General features: G+C 67.6%; 15 protein-coding genes. 7 read left to right on the top strand and 8 right to left on the bottom strand.

The genetic code is table 11. The annotated features are described in order from the left end of the window. Window positions 1–4: 4 nt before the first annotated feature. From ASD42_RS21570 to ASD42_RS21540, 7 genes are all read right to left on the bottom strand, one after another. Window positions 5–1228 (bottom strand): ketosynthase chain-length factor, encoded by a 1224-nt coding sequence (locus tag ASD42_RS21570; RefSeq protein ID WP_056819519.1) that lies wholly within the window; start codon window positions 1226–1228, stop codon window positions 5–7. Beyond that, window positions 1225–2502 (bottom strand): beta-ketoacyl-[acyl-carrier-protein] synthase family protein, encoded by a 1278-nt coding sequence (locus ASD42_RS21565; RefSeq protein ID WP_056819518.1) that lies wholly within the window; start codon window positions 2500–2502, stop codon window positions 1225–1227. The genes ASD42_RS21570 and ASD42_RS21565 overlap by 4 nt, the downstream gene beginning before the upstream one ends. Beyond that, the gene (locus tag ASD42_RS21560; protein WP_056819517.1) at window positions 2499–2825 is read right to left on the bottom strand and encodes a TcmI family type II polyketide cyclase; all 327 of its coding nucleotides are present in this window, start codon (window positions 2823–2825) and stop codon (window positions 2499–2501) included. The genes ASD42_RS21565 and ASD42_RS21560 overlap by 4 nt, the downstream gene beginning before the upstream one ends. Before the next feature lie 23 nt (window positions 2826–2848). Next, window positions 2849–4303 (bottom strand): FAD-dependent monooxygenase, encoded by a 1455-nt coding sequence (locus ASD42_RS21555; RefSeq protein WP_056820385.1) that lies wholly within the window; start codon window positions 4301–4303, stop codon window positions 2849–2851. A gap of 20 nt (window positions 4304–4323) precedes the next feature. Beyond that, entirely contained in the window at window positions 4324–6072 is a 1749-nt protein-coding gene (locus ASD42_RS21550; protein ID WP_056820382.1) for an acetyl/propionyl/methylcrotonyl-CoA carboxylase subunit alpha, read from the bottom strand. Between the two features lie 29 nt (window positions 6073–6101). After that, window positions 6102–7277 (bottom strand): acyl-CoA dehydrogenase family protein, encoded by a 1176-nt coding sequence (locus ASD42_RS21545; RefSeq protein WP_056819516.1) that lies wholly within the window; start codon window positions 7275–7277, stop codon window positions 6102–6104. Window positions 7278–7563: 286 nt separating this feature from the next. Continuing rightward, entirely contained in the window at window positions 7564–8802 is a 1239-nt protein-coding gene (locus tag ASD42_RS21540; protein ID WP_056819515.1) for a helix-turn-helix transcriptional regulator, read from the bottom strand. Between the two features lie 716 nt (window positions 8803–9518). Between ASD42_RS21540 and ASD42_RS21535 the strand changes: the two genes are divergently transcribed. The 7 genes from ASD42_RS21535 (at window position 9519) to ASD42_RS21505 (ending at window position 16040) form a co-directional block, all read left to right on the top strand. Beyond that, entirely contained in the window at window positions 9519–10397 is an 879-nt protein-coding gene (locus ASD42_RS21535; RefSeq protein WP_056819514.1) for a sulfurtransferase, read from the top strand. Between the two features lie 35 nt (window positions 10398–10432). Then, a complete protein-coding gene (locus ASD42_RS35875) occupies window positions 10433–10744 on the top strand; it encodes a histidine phosphatase family protein (protein ID WP_084787236.1) in 312 nt (103 codons plus the stop codon). A gap of 97 nt (window positions 10745–10841) precedes the next feature. Further along, window positions 10842–11051 carry a hypothetical protein gene (locus ASD42_RS21525; RefSeq protein ID WP_056819512.1) on the top strand — a complete coding sequence of 70 codons (210 nt, stop codon included), beginning with the start codon at window positions 10842–10844 and terminating at the stop codon, window positions 11049–11051. A 297-nt stretch (window positions 11052–11348) separates the two neighbouring features. After that, window positions 11349–12020, top strand: coding sequence for a TetR/AcrR family transcriptional regulator (locus ASD42_RS21520; RefSeq protein ID WP_056819511.1), 672 nt, complete (start codon window positions 11349–11351; stop codon window positions 12018–12020). A gap of 6 nt (window positions 12021–12026) precedes the next feature. Beyond that, window positions 12027–13025, top strand: coding sequence for an SDR family NAD(P)-dependent oxidoreductase (locus ASD42_RS21515; RefSeq protein WP_084787235.1), 999 nt, complete (start codon window positions 12027–12029; stop codon window positions 13023–13025). After that, window positions 13015–14670 (top strand): AMP-binding protein, encoded by a 1656-nt coding sequence (locus ASD42_RS21510; protein WP_056819510.1) that lies wholly within the window; start codon window positions 13015–13017, stop codon window positions 14668–14670. Before ASD42_RS21515 ends, ASD42_RS21510 begins: the two co-directional genes overlap by 11 nt. Beyond that, window positions 14667–16040, top strand: a complete 1374-nt coding sequence (locus ASD42_RS21505; RefSeq protein ID WP_235569762.1) for a lipase family protein — start codon at window positions 14667–14669, stop codon at window positions 16038–16040. The genes ASD42_RS21510 and ASD42_RS21505 overlap by 4 nt, the downstream gene beginning before the upstream one ends. A 110-nt stretch (window positions 16041–16150) precedes the next feature. Here the strand turns inward: ASD42_RS21505 and ASD42_RS21500 are convergent, their stop codons facing one another. Beyond that, complete coding sequence (locus ASD42_RS21500) at window positions 16151–16906, bottom strand: MerR family transcriptional regulator (RefSeq protein ID WP_056820377.1); 756 nt, start codon at window positions 16904–16906, stop codon at window positions 16151–16153. Window positions 16907–16931: the final 25 nt, after the last annotated feature.

Raw genomic sequence — 16931 nt, 5'->3', positions numbered from 1 at the left:
TTCCTCAGGGGCGAAGGTGTTCGGGGCCGCGCACGACCATGGCGGAGTTGAACCCGCCCGCACCGCGGGCGAGCACGAGCGCGGTCCGCACGGGTGCGGGCCTGACCTCGGTGACCAGGTCGAGCTGATAGTCCGCGGCGAGATCGGTGCCGATGGTCGGCGGGATCACCCCGTCGCGGATGGATAGGAAGGCGGCGGCCAGGTCCAGCGGTGCCGCGCCCGAATAGAGCCGTCCGGTCATGGTTTTCGGTGCTGTCACCGGCACGCCACGCGCACCGAACACCGCGACCAAGGCGTCGACCTCGATCCGGTCGAGTTCGGCGATGCCGGCGGCATCGGCGAAGACGATATCGATGTCGGCGGGAGTCACCCCCGCGTCGCCGAGGGCGAGTTCGATCGCCCTGCGCAGTCCCGGCTCGCCAGGGCCGTCGGGACGCGGGTCGACGGTCGCCGCGTGCCCGGCGATCTCGCCGTAGATCTGAGGCGCATCGCGGCGTCTGGCGTGCTCGGCGTCCTCGAGGACCAGCAGCGCGCCACCCTCACCCGGGACGTAGCCGTCGGCCTGCGCGTCGAACGGCAGGTAGGCGCGGTCCGGGTCGGTGACGGTGCTCAGTCCACCGCCCGCCAGCTGTGCCACCCAGCCCCACGGGCAGATCGAGGCGTCGATCGCACCGGTCACCACCAGCGAGGTCCCGCGCCGAATCTGCCTGCGCGCCTGGGCAACCGCGTCCAGCCCACCGGCTTGGTCGCTGACCACCACGCTGCTCGGCCCGCGCAGTCCGTTGCGAATGGAGATCTGTCCGCTGTTGACCGCGTAGAACCAGGCGAAGGACTGGTAGGCGCTCACGTACTCGCCGCCCTTGCTCCACAGAGCACGCAATTCGTTCTGCCCGAACTCGAAGCCACCCGAACTGCTGGCGGTGATCACGCCCGCGGCGTAATCGGGCAGTTCGTCGGGTCGCACGCCGGCGTCGGCGAAGGCCCAGTCCGCGCTCACCAGAGCCAGTCGCGTCATCCGGTCGGTCTGTGGCAACAGCCGACCCGGCAGGTGCTCCTCGGCCTCGAATCCGGTGATCTCCCCGGCCAATTGCGCGGGATAGGACGCGGGGTCGAACCGGGTGACCCGGCGGATCCCGGTGTGCCCGGCCAGCGTGGTGCGCCAATACTCTTCCAGCCCGAGACCGGTCGGCGCGGCGACGCCGAGCCCGGTCACCACCGCGGCGGTCATCGTCGGCTCCGGAAAGGATCGGCGAGCACGACCGCGCTCTGGAACCCACCGAACCCGCTGCCCACCGACAGCACCACGTCGACCTTGTGGTCGCGCGCGGTCAACGGCACATAGTCCAGATCGCATTCGGGGTCGGGATTGTGCAGGTTCGCCGTGGGCGGCACCACGTCGTTGACCAACGCCAGCACCGACGCCGCGATCTCGATCGACCCGATCGCGCCGAGCGAATGCCCGACCATCGACTTGATCGAGCTCATCGGCGTGCGGTACGCGTGATCGCCGAGAACGCGCTTGACCGCGGCGGTCTCGTGCCGGTCGTTCTGTTTGGTGCCGGAACCGTGCGCGTTGATGTAGTCGATCTCGGTGCCGTCGATCCGTGCCTGGCCGAGTGCGGTGCGGATCGCCTCGGCCATCTCCTTGCCGTCAGGGCGCAGACCGGTCATGTGGAAGGCATTGGAACGGGTGGCGTGTCCGGCCAGCTCGGCGTAGATCGTCGCGCCGCGTCTGCGCGCGCTCTCCAGTTCCTCGAGCACGAACACCGCCGCGCCCTCGCCGAGAACGAAGCCGTTGCGGCTGGCGTCGAAAGGCCTCGAAGCGTGCGCGGGATCGTCGTTGCGCGGGGTGGTCGCCTTGATCGCGTCGAAGCAGGCCACCGTGATCGGGCTGATCGGGGCATCGGTAGCGCCGGCGATCATCACGTCCGCGCCGCCTTCGCGCAGCACCTCCGCGGCGTAGCCGACCGCGTCCAGACCGGAAGTGCACCCGGTGGACACCACGGTCGACGGTCCCTGCGCGCCGACCGCCCAGGCCACTTCGGTCGCGAACGAACTCGGGACGAAGTAGTTGTAGAGGTGCGGCACCGCGTAGTTGTGATCGACCAGTTCCAGCCGCCCACCATCACTGACGGTGCGGTACTCCTCATCGAGGCCCATCGTGGCGCCCACCGCGCTGCCGATGGTGACACCGGTCCGGAACGGGTCGATATCGTCGAACTCGAGCCCGCTGTCGGCGACCGCCTCGCGGGCACTGACCACCGCCAGCTGCGCCGCCCGGTCCATCCGCCGGATCTCCTGCGGGGTCAGGCCCTGTAATTCGGGGTCGAAGTCGATCTCGGCGGCCACCTGGGACCGGAACGGCGCCGGATCGAACAGCGAGATCCGTCCGGTCGCGGTGCGGCCGTTGGAGATCAGGTCCCAGAAGTTCTTCGTTCCCACCCCGCCGGGGGCGCAGACACCGACGCCGGTGATCACCACCCGGCGTTCCGGGCCGCTCATCGCGCGTTCCAGTCGTAGAAGCGGTGCGCCATCGCGTCCGCGGGTGAGCGCCAGGTCTTCGGGTCGTAGGCTTCGATGAACGGCTTGAGATCCTGACTGATCCGTACGAAGCGGTCGTCGGTCTTGGCGTCCTCGATCCGTTCGCCGCCGTTGTCCTCGTCGAAGTCCTGCAGGTGGAAGTACAGGCCGCGGTAGTGGAAGAGTTGGCGGCGGCGAGTGCCCATCCGGTGCGGCACCTCGGTAGTGTCGAATTCCCGGAACAGTCCGGCGACATCGCCTGCGGACGCGAGGTCCATGCGGGCCACGATCAGTGTGCTGAACATTGACTTCCCCTTCTCTCGGATGTTCATCGGGCCGGCCCGAACCAGCGGTCCAGGACGGTCGGCAGGTCGTCGTGAGTGCCGGGGGCGACCCAGGCCACATGGCCGTCGGGCCGCACCAGCAGCGCGGTGGTGCGCGCGTCGGCGTCGATGAGTTCGGTGGCGGTCGCGGTGACCACATCGATGCGGTCGGTCCACGGCTCGGCCCGGCGGCGCAGCGCCGGGTTGTCGGTGAGGTCGAGCAGAACGCCCCGGCCTGGCCGCAGCAGTGCGGCGGTATCGGTGGCGTGCGCGCCGCGCACGAGCCTGCGCCGTGGCAACCGCGCACCCAGCAGCGGATGGGATCCGCCGCCCACGTCATAGCGGATGTCGAGACCGGTGACCCTGGCCGCGAGGTGCCGTTCCACCTCCGGATAGGCGACGAGTTCGCGCAGCACCTCACGCAGTGGCCCGACCTCCTCGCCGCCGAGGATGAACAGGCTCTGCGCCTTGGTGTTGGCCAGCAGCCGCTGTCCGACCGGGTGACGTTCCCCGTGGTAGGTGTCGAGCAGGGTGGCCGGTGCCCTGCCGCGGCTCACCGCGGCGAGTTTCCAGCCGAGGTTCACCGCGTCCTGGATGCCGGTGTTCATGCCCTGTCCACCGGCAGGCAGGTGCACGTGCGCCGCGTCGCCCGCGACCAGCACCCGCCCTCGCCGGTACTCGGTGACCAGACGCGCGGCGTCACCGAAGGCGCTCACCCAGACCGGTTCCGCGTGCGAGATGTCGACATCGGTGAGCCGCTTCCAGACATCGGCGACCTCGGCGAAATCCGGTGGGCCGGTGCGACGCCGGGGTGCGGCGCCGCGTTCGCCGACGATGATCCGGTAGGCGCCGCCGGGCAGCGGGGCACTCATCACCATGCCGCCGGATACCTGCTGGCCGATCATCCGCGGCGCGATCTCCACCCCGCGGACATCAGCGAGCAGCAGTTCGGTGGTGGCCGGGGTACCGGGGAAGTCGAAACCGGCGGCCTTGCGCACCACGCTGCGACCGCCGTCGGCGCCGACGAGATAGCCGGCACGCAACGGCGCGTGCTCCGCGAAGTGCACGGTGACGCCGTCGGCGTCGCTGTCGAGCCCGACGACTTCGTGTCCGCGCCGGATGTCGGCGCCCAGCTCACGCGCCCAGCCCTCCAACACCGCTTCGGTCGTCGACTGCGGCACGACGCGTGGCGCTTCCAGCGGTGCGCCGAGGACCGTGAGGTCGAGCGGAATCCCGCCGAAATGCCCCGCCGAACCGGTCTCCACCGCGCCGAAGCGGCCGAGCAGTCCGCGCTGGTCGAGCACTTCGGTGGTGCGCAGGGTCAACCCGATGCCGCGCGATTCCCCGGTGCGGGCGGGCAGCCGGTCGACGACGATCACGTCGACGCCCGCCAGCCGCAGTTCCCCGGCCAGTGTCAGCCCGGTCGGTCCCGCGCCTGCCACGATGACGGCAGCGTCCATGGTTACCTCCTGAATTCCGTTCATGCCGCATGACTTCCGGAGTCGTCGAGGCGGCACACAGTGGTGCCGGAGCTCACCGTCGTGCCGACGGTGGCGGTCAGTTCGCGCACGATGCCCGCCCGGTGCGCGGTGAGCGGCTGTTCCATCTTCATGGCCTCGAGAACGGCGACGAGGTCGCCGGAATCGACCCATTGCCCTTCTGTCACAGCGATTTTCACGACAGTGCCCTGCATCGGCGCGACCAGCGCATCGGAGGCGGAGGCGCCGCGTCCACCGCGTGCGGTGCGAGCGCTGCGGCGTGGTGCCGCGATTCCGATGCGGTCGGCGACAGGCAGCGAGACCTCGACCCGTCGTCCGCTGATCTCCACGACCACCGTCTCCCGCTGGGGTTCGGCTGTCGTCTCCCCCGCGACGTCCTGCGCGGCGATGCGATTGTCGAAGTCGGTCTCGATCCAGCGGGTGTGCACCATGAACGGCGCGCCGGTGAAGGCGGGGTCGTCGAGCACCGCTCGGTGGAACGGCAGCGTCGTCGCGACGCCGTCCACGGTGAGCTCGGCGAGCACCCGGCGCGACCGCGCCAGCGCTTGATCGCGGTCGGCGCCGGTGACGATCACCTTGGCCAGCAACGAGTCCCAGGCCGGTCCGATCACCGATCCCTGCTCCACGCCGGTGTCGAGCCGCACCCCCGGGCCCGAAGGCGCGGCGAACTTCGTCACCGTGCCCGGCGTCGGCAGGAATCCACGCCCCGGGTCCTCGGCGTTGATGCGGAACTCCAGCGCGTGCCCGCGCGCAGGCGGGTCGTCGTAGCCGAGAGGTTCACCGCGGGCGATCCGGAACATCTCCCGGACCAGGTCGATCCCGGTCACCTCCTCGCTCACGGGATGTTCGACCTGCAGCCGGGTGTTCACCTCCAGGAACGACAGCGTCCCGTCACGCCCGATCAGGAATTCACAGGTGCCCGCACCCACGTATCCCGCCTGGGACAGGATCGCCTTCGACGCCCGGTACAGCTCGTCGCGTTGGGCGTCGGTGAGGAACGGTGCGGGCGCCTCCTCCACCAGCTTCTGGTGGCGGCGCTGCAACGAGCAGTCCCTCGTCGACACCACGACCACCTGCCCGAAAGCGTCGGCAAGACATTGGGTTTCCACGTGACGCGGTTGCTCGAGGTAACGCTCCACGAAGCACTCCCCGCGCCCGAAGGCGGCGGTGGCCTCGCGCACGGCCGCGTCGAACAGCTCGGCGATCTCCGCGCGCTCCCGCACCACCCGTAACCCGCGACCTCCGCCACCGTGGGCGGCCTTGATCGCGATCGGCAGTCCGTGCCGGTCGGCGAAGTCGACCGCCTCGGCCGCGCCGCCGATCGGATCCCGCGTGCCCGGCACGAGTGGCGCGCCGACCGCCTCAGCGATACGCCGCGCCGACACCTTGTCACCGAGCGCCCGGATCGCCGCGGGCGGCGGGCCGATCCAGGTGAGACCGGCGTCGAGCACCGCCTGGGCGAAATCGGCATCCTCGGAGAGGAATCCGTAGCCGGGGTGCACCGCGTCCGCGCCGGCGGCGGCTGCGGCGCGCAGCAGTTTCGCGGCGTCGAGGTAGCTCGTCGCCGGTGTGTCCCCGCCCAGCGCGTACGCCTCGTCGGCCAGCCGAACATGCGGTGCGTCCCGGTCGGGTTCGGCGTAGACCGCGACCGCGGCCAATCCTTCGTCGCGGCACGCGCGCACGACGCGGACCGCGATCTCGCCCCGATTGGCGATGAGTACCTTGCGCATGGTCGCTGCTCCCTGTCGCTTCGTCACGGTCACAGGTAGACGGTGTTGGGCGGCAGGCCGACCAGCGAACGGCCGTACAGCTCGATGTTCACGCTGGGCGTGATCATCGCGTGCAGCGAGGTCGCGTGGACATCGCGCTGCAACCGCGCGATCGGCACGTCGCGCTGGATCGAGGAACCGCCACTGGCTTGGGCCAGGATCTCCACCGCCTGCTTGGCCTGGTGGGCCACCCAGCCGATCTGCACCCGCGACCAGACCCGTTCCTGTTCGGTCCACGCCTCGTTCGCCGCGGCCTTCGCATCGATCACGTCGGCGTAGGTCCGCGCCCGTGCCTCGGCATCCTCGATCAGCAAGGCCGCCTCGCCGACTTGCAAATGGGTGACCGGGGCGTCGAGCTGGCTGGAGTAATCGGTGTAGGTGATGGGCCGACCGGGCAGCCGTTCGACGAACGCCGCCAGCGCCGCCCGCGCCGCACCGACCAGCTGACCGGTCTGGATCGCGGTGACCGGCACCAGCACCGGGGCCGCGTACTTCGGCTTGAGCACGTTCACCGCCGACTTGGACCGATTCTGGTAGAAGTCCTCGCCGGTGATCACCCGATGCTCGGGCACGAAGACGTTCTCGGCGATCGTCGAGACGCTGCCGGAGCCTTCCAGCCCGGAGGTGTACCAGTCGTCGACGATGCGCAGATCAGCCGTCGGCACCAAGGCGAAGATCGGCACCGGCTCGGCACCGGGCTCGGTCGGCAGCGCCACGGTGACCTTCCAGTGTGCGTGCAGCACACCGCTGTTGAAGCGCCACGTGCCGTTCAGTACCCAACCGCCGTCGACCTTCGTCGCGGTACCGGTGGGCGCGGTGGTGCCCGAGATCCGCACGTTCGGTGTCGCGAAGACCTCGTCGAGTGCGGCGTCGGGCCACAGCGCCGACATCCAGGTGAGCGAGGCGTAGATCGACAGGCAGAAGGCCACCGAGGTGTTGCCGCGGGCGACCTCGGCGAGCACGTCCACGAAATCCCGGGTGTTGGATTCGTATCCGCCGTACTGCGCGGGAACCTGCATGTTCAGCAGCGAGGATTCCTCGATCGCTTCGATGACATCGTCGGGCAGGCGGCGGTTCTCGTCGATCCACCGGGCCCGCGAACGCAATAGCGGCGCCAGCTTGGTGGCACGCTCGACGAGTTCCTCACGGGACGGGTTGGTAGACATGGTCGATTCCTCTCGCCGAATATCGTGAATACCGAAGCGGTATCGAAGAAGTTCGAGAATTATTCGGCGACAACGCTGCTCACCGATCACCGAAAATCTCGCACAGGATTCGGTGATGATTCAAGAGCTGCGGAACGACTCTACGGTCGACCCGTAGGTTCTTCCCGGGGGAACCACAGGATCATCACCGGGGCAACGCGTTCAGAACCGAGGGCACACGCACAAAAGGACGGCAGTCGTGTGGAACACGACTGCCGTCCGAGTAATTCGACTACCGGAAACTACCTCACGCGCACTCGCGCGCATTCATTACCCCGGCCAGTTGACGCCGACCCGCGATACCGAGTTTGCGGTACACATTGGACAGGTGGAACTCCACGGTTCGCACCGTGAGGAACAACTGCTCGGCGATTTCCTTGTTGCTGAGCCCGCGCACCGCGAGGCCGGCGATCTTGCGCTCCTGCCTGGTCAAGCCGGTCTCCCGATGCTGGTTGTCCAGTGCGCCGAGCACCGAGCCCGCGCGCCGCAGTACGGGTCTGATGCCGGCGGCGGCCGCGAGCTCGGTGGCCGCCGCGACGGCCCACCGCGACCGCTGCGCGTCACCCTCGATCGCGTGTAACTGCCCCAGATCACAGAGTGCGCCCATCAGCTCGTAGCGCGCTTCGGCGAGTTCGAGTAACTCCACGGCACGTTCGAGCGCGCCCACCGACCGACCGTTGCGCCGGGCCATGCCGACCGCGTGCAGGGCCCGCCCCACCGCCCCCGGTGAGCCCCAACGCCGGGCCGCCGCGAGCTCGTCGTCGGCCAGTGCCGCAGCGAGGTCGCAGCGGCCGAGCGCGGCCGCCACCAGCGCGGCGCGCGATCGCCACGGAATGATCGCCGGATTGGCGACATTGAGTGCGGTCAGTACCTTTCCGCAGGCCAGGTAGTCCGCCAGGCTGCGCTCGAGGTCCCCTTCGGCACGGTGCAGTGCGCCTCGGGCGGCGAGCACGTGGGCGTGGTCGGGCATCGCTTCCACCGCGCTCATCCGGTCCTCGAACAGGCACCGCGCGCTGCCGAGATCGCCGACCTGGACCAGCGCCTCGACGAGCCAGGCCAGCGCTATGCCGCGCAGCGCGGGTGACACACCGCGACGCAGCAGCGGTTCCATCGCCTCGATCGCCGTCGCGGGGCGGCCGGACTGCGCGTCGATTCTGGCGCGTACGAGCGTGAGTGCTTCGAAGAGCCGGAACGAGATCTCGCCACGTTCGGCCGACAGCCACCGGGTGCAGTACGCGGCGGCCTCCGCACATCGGTCGGCGTAGACCAGGGCTAGCAGCGACAGCCACAGACACCCTGGGTCCGGCTCGTCGGATTCGGCGTCGAGCACGAGCTCCGATCGCCGAACGATGGTCTCGCGGTCCAGGACTCCGCAGTGCACGAAAAGCATAGCCTGTACACCGCCGCACAGGGTGTCGGCATCGCCGAAACGGAGGCGGGCCTCGGCACGACCGATGCCGGAAAGATAGTCGATCTTTTCGGTCAACCGCGCGTCTCTACGGTCACACCAAGTCGATTCCGCGTGACCACATCTCGCCAGATCGACACATCCCGAGATTCGGGGAGAATTGGTCGACAACACTTTCTGACGTTCTGACATAACATTCACTACGCTCGGTGACGATGCGCCTTCCGAACGGAACACAGGACGATTGGTCATGAGGTCTCCCTGGTGCAGCAAGCCAAGCTTCCACGACCACGCCATCACAGGCCGTGGAAATTCCCCTCCGGTTGCCAAAGTACCAGCGACACAGCGCAATTCAGAGTGATGTTCAACATACGAACCCCATGATCTTATCTCTTGCCGATCACAGCTTAATTACACGCTCGCACAGTCTATTACCGGAACAGATTCGACCATTGCCAGACCCCGGAATGCGATGGTAATCGTGCGCGCAACCGGAAAGGACACCGCCGAGGCACCTCGGGGCACCGACCTCGGGTCCGGGGACTCGTCTGCGGCCCGGCACGGCTGGGGGCCGGGCGACCAACCTCCTCGTCTCGTCGAGCAGTCTCGGGATCCACGGTAACTCGACAGTTCAACGATGTCATCTCGGAAGGTCAGCAAACTGTATCCGCTGGTTCAACTCGATCGCTCGGATGGTAGCGGATTTCAATCATGGCGATCGGTGGTCTGGCGACAGCCCCAGCGGACTCACTAGATTCGGAATCCAGTGTCCACCAACATGATCGGAGACCCACATGGGGCAGGCTGTCCCCCACACAGTGTCGGTGTCCTGGCTACGCGACCACCATGGCGAGCCCGATCTCCTCGTCGTGGACGCGAGCACCGATTTCACCGTGCTCGACGACGGGACGTTCACACTCGAGTCGGGGCGTACCGCGTATGCGGCAACGCATGTCCCGGGTGCCGTGTTCGCGGACTTGCTCACCGACTTCACCGATCCCGCCTCCGATCAGCTCTGCACCGCACCGGAATCGGAGCGCTTCGCCGCTGCCGCCGGCGCGATCGGCATCGGTGACGGGGTCCGTGTCGTCATCTACGACCAGCACGACGGAATCTGGGCCACCCGCTTCTGGTGGCACTTGCGCCTGGAAGGTTTCGACAACGTGGCGGTCCTCGACGGCGGCTTTTCCGCATGGCGGGCGGCGGGTGGCGAGGTTTCGAATTCCCCGGTGACGCTCACACCCGCCACCTTCACCGCCCGCCGACGGCCCGACCTCATCCGATCCACCGACGAGGTGAAGGCTGCGATCGCCGACGACAAGTTCCTCACTGTCGCAGTTCTCGACGCCGCGACCTACCGGGGTGAGACAGACCTTTTCGCTCGGCCCGGCCACATCCCGGGAAGCATCAACCTGCCCGTCGACCACATCCGCGACCCCGAGACCGGAGCACTGCGCCCCATCGAGGAACTGCGAGCATTGTTCGCTGCCGCGGGTCTGCTGGATCCAGCGATCACGCCTGTCACCTATTGCGGCGGCGGCGTCGCGGCAACGACCCTCGCTCATGCGCTGGCCCTCGTCGGGCGCGACGACGTCTCCGTCTACGACGGTTCGCTGACCGTGTGGACCGCCGACCCCACGCTCCCCCTCGTGGTGGGCGAGCAGCCCGGCTGACCTGACAGCTCGGGTCGATCCCGTGCTGACGGGGCATGCCGGAACATAGAAGAATGGACAACGGCGGGCAGGGTTTGACGGGCAAACTGGCTATGGTGCGCCACGGCGAATCGCACGGCAATTTCGGGCACCGACTCGAACCTCGGTTCTGTGGAACACATCTCACCGACCACGGTGCGACGCAGGCCGCACGTTTCGGCACCGCCGTGGTCGGGTCGCCTCGACTGATCCGCTCTGTCGCCTTGCGAGCCCGACAGACCGCCGAGCAGATCAAGTCGGTCGTCGGGATCCGGTCACCGGGGTGGAGGGTGTATACGAGGTACCGGCGGGCGACTTCGAGGGTCTGAAATCCGATGCCGCGCAACAGGCAGTCCACCGGGCCGTCAACAGTGACATCACGGTGAGCTCGACGTCGCGATTCCCGGCGGTGAAGCAGGCAACGACGTGCTCGATCGCTTCGTACCCGCGCTCGACGACCTGCGCGTGCGCTACCTGACGCCGGACGCCCGGACCGATGTGATGCTGGTCAGTCTCGGTATGGCGATGCGCCTGGCGGCCCCCGCGATCGGTATTGTGCCCACCTTCGCCGCGGGCACACGCCTCGACTTCACTCAGACGGTCGAACCGACGCCGCGCTGCACCATTATGACCTGATGGCTGAATTTGAATGTGGTTGTCCTACAGAATATTTCGTAACATGCCGCCCGCCGCCGAGGTGCGCCCTGGTTCGACCGTGGCCAGGGTCGGCGATGCACAGTCGGGCCCTGCGCTCGACGCGCGCGGGCGAGAATCTGGGTGTCGTCGGCCTTCCCGCGCCGGTAATCCAGCGTGACGGCTAGGGCCGCCGGGCTTTTGCTGGGTTATTGAATCTGATTCAGAAACTTCTTGACCGCACAGACGCTGACCCCTACCCTCAGGTTATTGAATTCGATTCAAGAACCTGGAGGTGTGATGGTCGGCAATCGACGTGGCGAGGCGTCGCGTGCAGCGCTACTTGCGGCAGGGAAGGTCGCGTTCAGCGGTGATCGCTATGAAGAGGTCTCCATCGTCGACCTGGCGCGTTCGATCGGGGTGGCCGCAGGTTCGATCAGCTATCACTTCGGTGGCAAACGCGGCTTCTACCTGGCCGTTCTCGAGCAGGCGGCCGAGGAGTTCTGGGGTGATCTATTAGCCCTGCGCGGACCCGCGTTGGACCGATTGGCTCGCGGAATAGACCGACTGCTCGACGAAGCCGAGCAGCAGCCGAGGGCGTTCGAGGCATTGTTCGCCGACGTGGCCGACGCGGAAGTGCGTCAGATTCGCGACCGTCATCGGATCCAACTGACCGATGCCCTGGTCGTGGAGGTGACCGATTCACACTCGTCGCCGGTGTTGCGCGCCGCGATCAGCGGATTCGTGGCCTACATCGAGGGGCTGGTGCTGCATTGGACACGCACCCGCGACATCACCCGCGACCAGGTCAAAGACCTGGTCGTCGGCAACATGTTCGGCACGATCCTTGCCGCGTTGCGCACCGACCCGAGCATCGAGCTGACGCAGCGGGCCATCGATGCCGCACTGTCGGATCCCCAAGCCTTGGCCTTCCTCGGCTCTCTGTCCACCGTGTCGAAAACAACGGAGTGAACACTGATGTCTGAAGTTCTGCCCACCGCTCCCTCGCGGATCGTCGAGACGCGGTTCGCACGGGCGGTCGCGTGGGCCATCGGCCCACGCGGGCTGCGTAGCCAGGCCGCATTGCGGCGTGAGATCGAGGGCAAGGTGGTCGTGATCACCGGGGCATCGTTCGGTGTCGGCGAGGCAACCGCCCGATGGTTCGCCGCCGCCGGGGCCCAGGTGGTCATCGCCGCGCGGTCGATGGACCGGCTAGTCGAGGTCGCCGAGGAGATCATCGCCGCCGGCGGCGATGCCTATCCCTACCGGCTCGACCTCGCCGACGAGCAGTCAGTCGCGGAGTTCGCCGCGGCGGTGCGTTACGACCTGGGTGAGGTCGATGTGCTGATCCACAACGCGGGCAAGTCCTTGCGCCGTTCGATCCACCTGTCCTACGACCGACCCAAAGACATCACCGCCACCTCCGGTGCCAACTACCTCGGCCCGATGCGGCTGACGCTGGCGCTGCTGCCCGGCATGCGCGCTCGGGGCAGCGGCCACATCGTGAATGTCTCCACCGTCGGGATCATGTTCCCCAACGCCCCCAAGTGGGGCTTCTATCTGTCGTCGAAGCTGGCCTTCGACTGGTGGATGCGAGCGGTCGGGATGGAAGCCCGCACCGACGGGGTCACCCTCACCACCTTCTACGGCGGACTGTTGCACACCCGGATGAGCGCACCTAGCCGCTGGATGCGAGTGCTACCCGGCCAAACTCCGCAGGACGCGGCGAAGGTGCTGGCCAAAGCCGTGGTGAAGAAGCCGCGCACGATGACGCCCCTCTACGGGTTCCCATCGGCGGTGTTCGCGACAGTATTCCGGCTGCCATTGGAAGTGCTGATGGAACGGATCTTCCGTGATCTCGGTGACACCGAGGCCTCGTTGTCGCGGCTGCGGCAGCCTCCGGCCGAACCGGCGCTGCCCGCCGTCACCGGCACCGCTGGCAACGATCAAGCGCAGGTGAGCACGAATGCGCGCTGAACTGACCCATAGCCTGCGCCAGTGGGGTTCGGCGGTGCCCGCGGTCGTCGCATCGGGCATGCTGGCCCCGGTCGGGCCGCGCAAAGCCGTGGCCTTGGCCCGCAGTTTCTACCGCTACGGGCCGACCCCTGCGATGTTGTTGGCGGCCACCGCGATTCGACATCCGGACAAGGTCGCGATCATCGACGACTCGGGGCAGCTGACCTATCGACAGTTGCAGCAGCGCGCCGAGGCGATCGCCGCAGCACTTTTCGCGACAAGGGCCACCGCACCGAAGTCGATGGGTGTCATCTGCCGCAACCATCGCGGGTTCGCCGAGGCGTTGGCCGCGGGCGCGCAACTCGGTGCGGAGTTGATCTTCATCAACACCGAACTCCCCGCCGCTCAATTGCAGGCGGTCCTGGCCAGACACAACCCCGACGTGCTGATCTATGACGACGAATACGATGCTACGGTCGAGCGGTCGAACTTCGCCGGCACGCGCGTACTCGCCTGGTGTGAGCCCGATTCCGACCTCGCCGCACTTCCTACGCTGGACGACCTCGCTGCCCGGAGCCACCCGAAGCCCCCACGGGTGCACCATGCGGTGAAGCTGACGCTGCTCACCTCCGGCACCACCGGTCTGGCCAAGGGTGTGCCGCGCGCGATCAAACCGCATGCGATCGTGTTGCTGACATTGACCGCAATGGCGATCCTGCGACTGCGTTCGACCGATCGAGTGTTGGTGGCACCACCGATGTTCCACGGTTTCGGATTGCTGTCCTTGCTCGGGCCCCTGGCGCTGGGTGGCACCGTGATCTGTCGGCGCCGGTTCGATGCCGCGACCGCGCTCAACGATATCGGCCGCCATAAGATCACGGTGGTGATGGCGGTGCCCGTGATGTTGCAACGCCTCCTCGCTGTGCCTGGCCTGCAGGATAATTCAGCGGCACGGTCGGCGTTGCGGGTCCTGGTGACCGGGGCGGCTCCGATCTCGCCGCACACGATTTTGGACCTGATCGACACATTCGGGCCGATCGTGGTCAACGGCTACGGTTCGACCGAGGCCGGTCTGGTCACAATCGCTACCCCGACCGACCTCGTCGCCGCACCCGACACGATCGGGCGGTCTTCGCTGGGTGTTTCGGTGCGGATCCTGCGCGCCGATCGGATCGAAGCCGGGCCCGGCGAAATCGGTGAGATCTTCGTACGCAGCGGGCTGGAATACACCGGCTACACCCCGGACGCGACCGCGAGAGCTTCGACAAAGGAAGTGATCGACGGGCATGTCAGTACCGGGGACATGGGCCACTTCGATTCGCAGCGCAGATTGTTCATCGACGGCCGCGCCGACGACATGATCGTGTCCGGCGGGGAGAACGTCTTCCCCGGTGAGGTCGAGGACTGCCTGGCCGCCCACCCGGCCATCGCCGACGCAGTCGTGATCGGTGTCGCGGACGCCGAATTCGGCCAAGTCCTCAACGCCTTCATCGTCCTCGGCTCGAACGCGTCCACGCCCAGCGACAACGCGCTCAAACAGCATGTACGCGACGGACTCGAGCGCTACAAGGTACCCAAGCGGTTCATCGTGCTCGACGAGATCCCCCGCAACGCCAGCGGCAAAGTCCTGCGGGCGAGCCTGCACACCCCGACCGGACCGACATGAACACGCGACCGAAGCGTGGCGAACACAGAATCCGAACCGAGGCGATGCTCAGCGCGGCAATGCTCGTAGTCGCCGCAGCGCTGACCATGGGCACTGGACCCGCCGCCACCGCACCGGATTCGGGCTCGGCGTCGGGCTCCGCCCAGAGCGTCGACTTCTACCTGCCGCCCGCACCGCTACCGGAGGGGGCGCCCGGCCAGATCCTCCGCAGTGAACCGTTCACCCTCGCCCTCGCAGTTCCCGGCCAGGACGGGCAGGTCCCCGCCGACGCCACCCGGATCATGTATCTGAGCGCCGACACCCATGGCATCCCTGCGGCGGTGACCGGAACCTACCTCGAACCCACCCTCCCCTGGAACGGGCCAGGGCCCCGACCGCTCGTCGCGGTCGCACCCGGCACGCAGGGCCAAGGCGACCAGTGCGCACCGTCGAAGGGTTTCGCCGAACTCGTCCACTACAGCTTCCCGCTCGATGTGTGGGTCAGCTACGAGATGATCACCGCCTATTCGCTGCTCGCCCGCGGCATGGCGGTCGTGATGACCGACTACCACGGCCTCGGCACCCCCGCGGTCCACGACTACGTGAACCGAGCCGCCGAAGCTCACGCGGTCCTCGATTCGATCCGCGCCGCGGAATCGCTGACCGGAATCACCCGCCCCAGCGCAATTTTCGGCTATTCCCAAGGTGGGGGTGCCGCCGCCGCTGCCGCCGAACTGCACAGCGACTACGCCCCCGAACTCGACATGCGCGGCACCTACACCGGTGCGCCGCCCGCGGACCTGCGAGCGGTGATGCTCAGTGCCCCCGCGATCAACGGGATCGTGCCCGGCGTGATCGGTGGCTTCGCATCAGGGTTACTGGGTTATGTGCTCAACGGGATCGTCGCCAACGATCCCGAGACAGCGCCGATCATCGATGCCGCGACCAACCCCGCGGGTAAGCAGATGATGGCCGAGTTGGCCACCACCTGCATCGCCGAGGCAGTGATCCGGACGATGCTGCGACCGGTGACCTGGTACACCGCCGGTGGTCGCACACCCGCCGAGATCATCGACGGCTCACCGGAATTGACCGCGATCGTCGACCAGCAGCGCATCGGCAGGCTCAAACCCGCCGCGCCCGTCTTGATCGCCGGCGGCACCAACGATGACGTCCTGACCTATCCGCAGGTCCGCCAACTGGCCGTCGACTGGTGCGCGCAGGGCGCGACCGTGCAGTTCGAACCGACAGCCTGGCTCCCGCCACTGTTGCCGAGCACCGCGATCGGCCACCTACTGGAATTCCTGCCCGCCACCGTCGCGGCTCACGACTGGCTCACCCAACGCCTCGCAGGCATACCGGCACCGAGCAACTGCGCTGCCTTGCCCTGACCTCGGCAACGACACCGGACATTGCCACTGGGGCGCGGGGAACCGTTCCGCGCCCCAGTGGTCCCCGTTGCTCGCGTGCCCGATTCGAACACCGGCGCGTGCCGAAACCGCTACCTGCGTGCGGCGTTCGCGGTCGTGATGAACTCGATCTGCGCGGGTGAAGGTCCGCAGTACTCGCTCTCGATGCGCTCGGCCTCCTCGGCCTGCATCCGGTACATGCTGTCGCGCAGGCCCGCGTCACCGCCGTGGAACCCTTCCAACAGCTCCATCCATTGCGCCGCCATGTGCTGGGCCTCAGGTGAGGTCGGGTCCATGCCCGCCGCTATCGCCGCGTCGACCTGTGGGATCAGCACGGCCCAGTCCGCCTCGGCTTGCTGAATACGCTGTTCACCGAGCTCTTCCCGGCGCAGCGCGAGCTGAGTCACCTGCTCCTCGGTGAAATATTGCTTGATGGTGTCGTCGACCATGACGGTCCTCCTGATCAAATCCAGGAAGTGATCTGTGGATGCGTCCCAGCGGCTGTCCGCTGTGTCGGCCAGTGCCGCGACCAGAGCATGTAGGTCCCGGGTCGCGGCCAGTTGCGCGGCCAGATAGTCGCGATGAGCAGCCAATACCCGCGACATCGCCACGGCGCCCGCGAGCACGTCGGCGATCTGATCCAGCCCGAGGCCCAGCTGACGCAAGGCGAGCACCTGGTACAGCCGCTCGACATCGCCCGCGGTGTAGAGCCGGTGACCGGTGCTGCTCCGCTCCGCAGGATGTACCAGCCCGATGCGGTCGTAATGGTGCAGCGCCCGTACGGTCAGCCCGGCCTCGGCCGCGAGCTCACCGACCTTCCACAGACGCCCGGTTCCGCGCTGGTTCATCCGTTTCATCCCACTTCCACCGACG

Origin of the sequence: Nocardia sp. Root136 (genome assembly GCF_001427185.1) — a bacterium.
Taxonomy (GTDB): domain Bacteria; phylum Actinomycetota; class Actinomycetes; order Mycobacteriales; family Mycobacteriaceae; genus Nocardia; species Nocardia salmonicida.
This window is presented reverse-complemented; position numbering and strand designations above follow the sequence as displayed.

Excerpts from the sequence above, each read along its gene's own strand:
- ASD42_RS21570 (WP_056819519.1), bottom strand. The coding sequence starts at position 1,228 with ATGACCGCCGCGGTGGTGACCGGGCTCGGCGTCGCCGCGCCGACCGGT.
- ASD42_RS21565 (WP_056819518.1), bottom strand. The coding sequence starts at position 2,502 with ATGAGCGGCCCGGAACGCCGGGTGGTGATCACCGGCGTCGGTGTCTGC.
- ASD42_RS21560 (WP_056819517.1), bottom strand. The coding sequence starts at position 2,825 with ATGTTCAGCACACTGATCGTGGCCCGCATGGACCTCGCGTCCGCAGGC.
- ASD42_RS21555 (WP_056820385.1), bottom strand. The coding sequence starts at position 4,303 with ATGGACGCTGCCGTCATCGTGGCAGGCGCGGGACCGACCGGGCTGACA.
- ASD42_RS21550 (WP_056820382.1), bottom strand. The coding sequence starts at position 6,072 with ATGCGCAAGGTACTCATCGCCAATCGGGGCGAGATCGCGGTCCGCGTC.
- ASD42_RS21545 (WP_056819516.1), bottom strand. The coding sequence starts at position 7,277 with ATGTCTACCAACCCGTCCCGTGAGGAACTCGTCGAGCGTGCCACCAAG.
- ASD42_RS21535 (WP_056819514.1), top strand. The coding sequence starts at position 9,519 with ATGGGGCAGGCTGTCCCCCACACAGTGTCGGTGTCCTGGCTACGCGAC.
- ASD42_RS35875 (WP_084787236.1), top strand. The coding sequence starts at position 10,433 with ATGCCGGAACATAGAAGAATGGACAACGGCGGGCAGGGTTTGACGGGC.
- ASD42_RS21520 (WP_056819511.1), top strand. The coding sequence starts at position 11,349 with ATGGTCGGCAATCGACGTGGCGAGGCGTCGCGTGCAGCGCTACTTGCG.
- ASD42_RS21515 (WP_084787235.1), top strand. The coding sequence starts at position 12,027 with ATGTCTGAAGTTCTGCCCACCGCTCCCTCGCGGATCGTCGAGACGCGG.
- ASD42_RS21510 (WP_056819510.1), top strand. The coding sequence starts at position 13,015 with ATGCGCGCTGAACTGACCCATAGCCTGCGCCAGTGGGGTTCGGCGGTG.
- ASD42_RS21505 (WP_235569762.1), top strand. The coding sequence starts at position 14,667 with ATGAACACGCGACCGAAGCGTGGCGAACACAGAATCCGAACCGAGGCG.
- ASD42_RS21500 (WP_056820377.1), bottom strand. The coding sequence starts at position 16,906 with ATGAACCAGCGCGGAACCGGGCGTCTGTGGAAGGTCGGTGAGCTCGCG.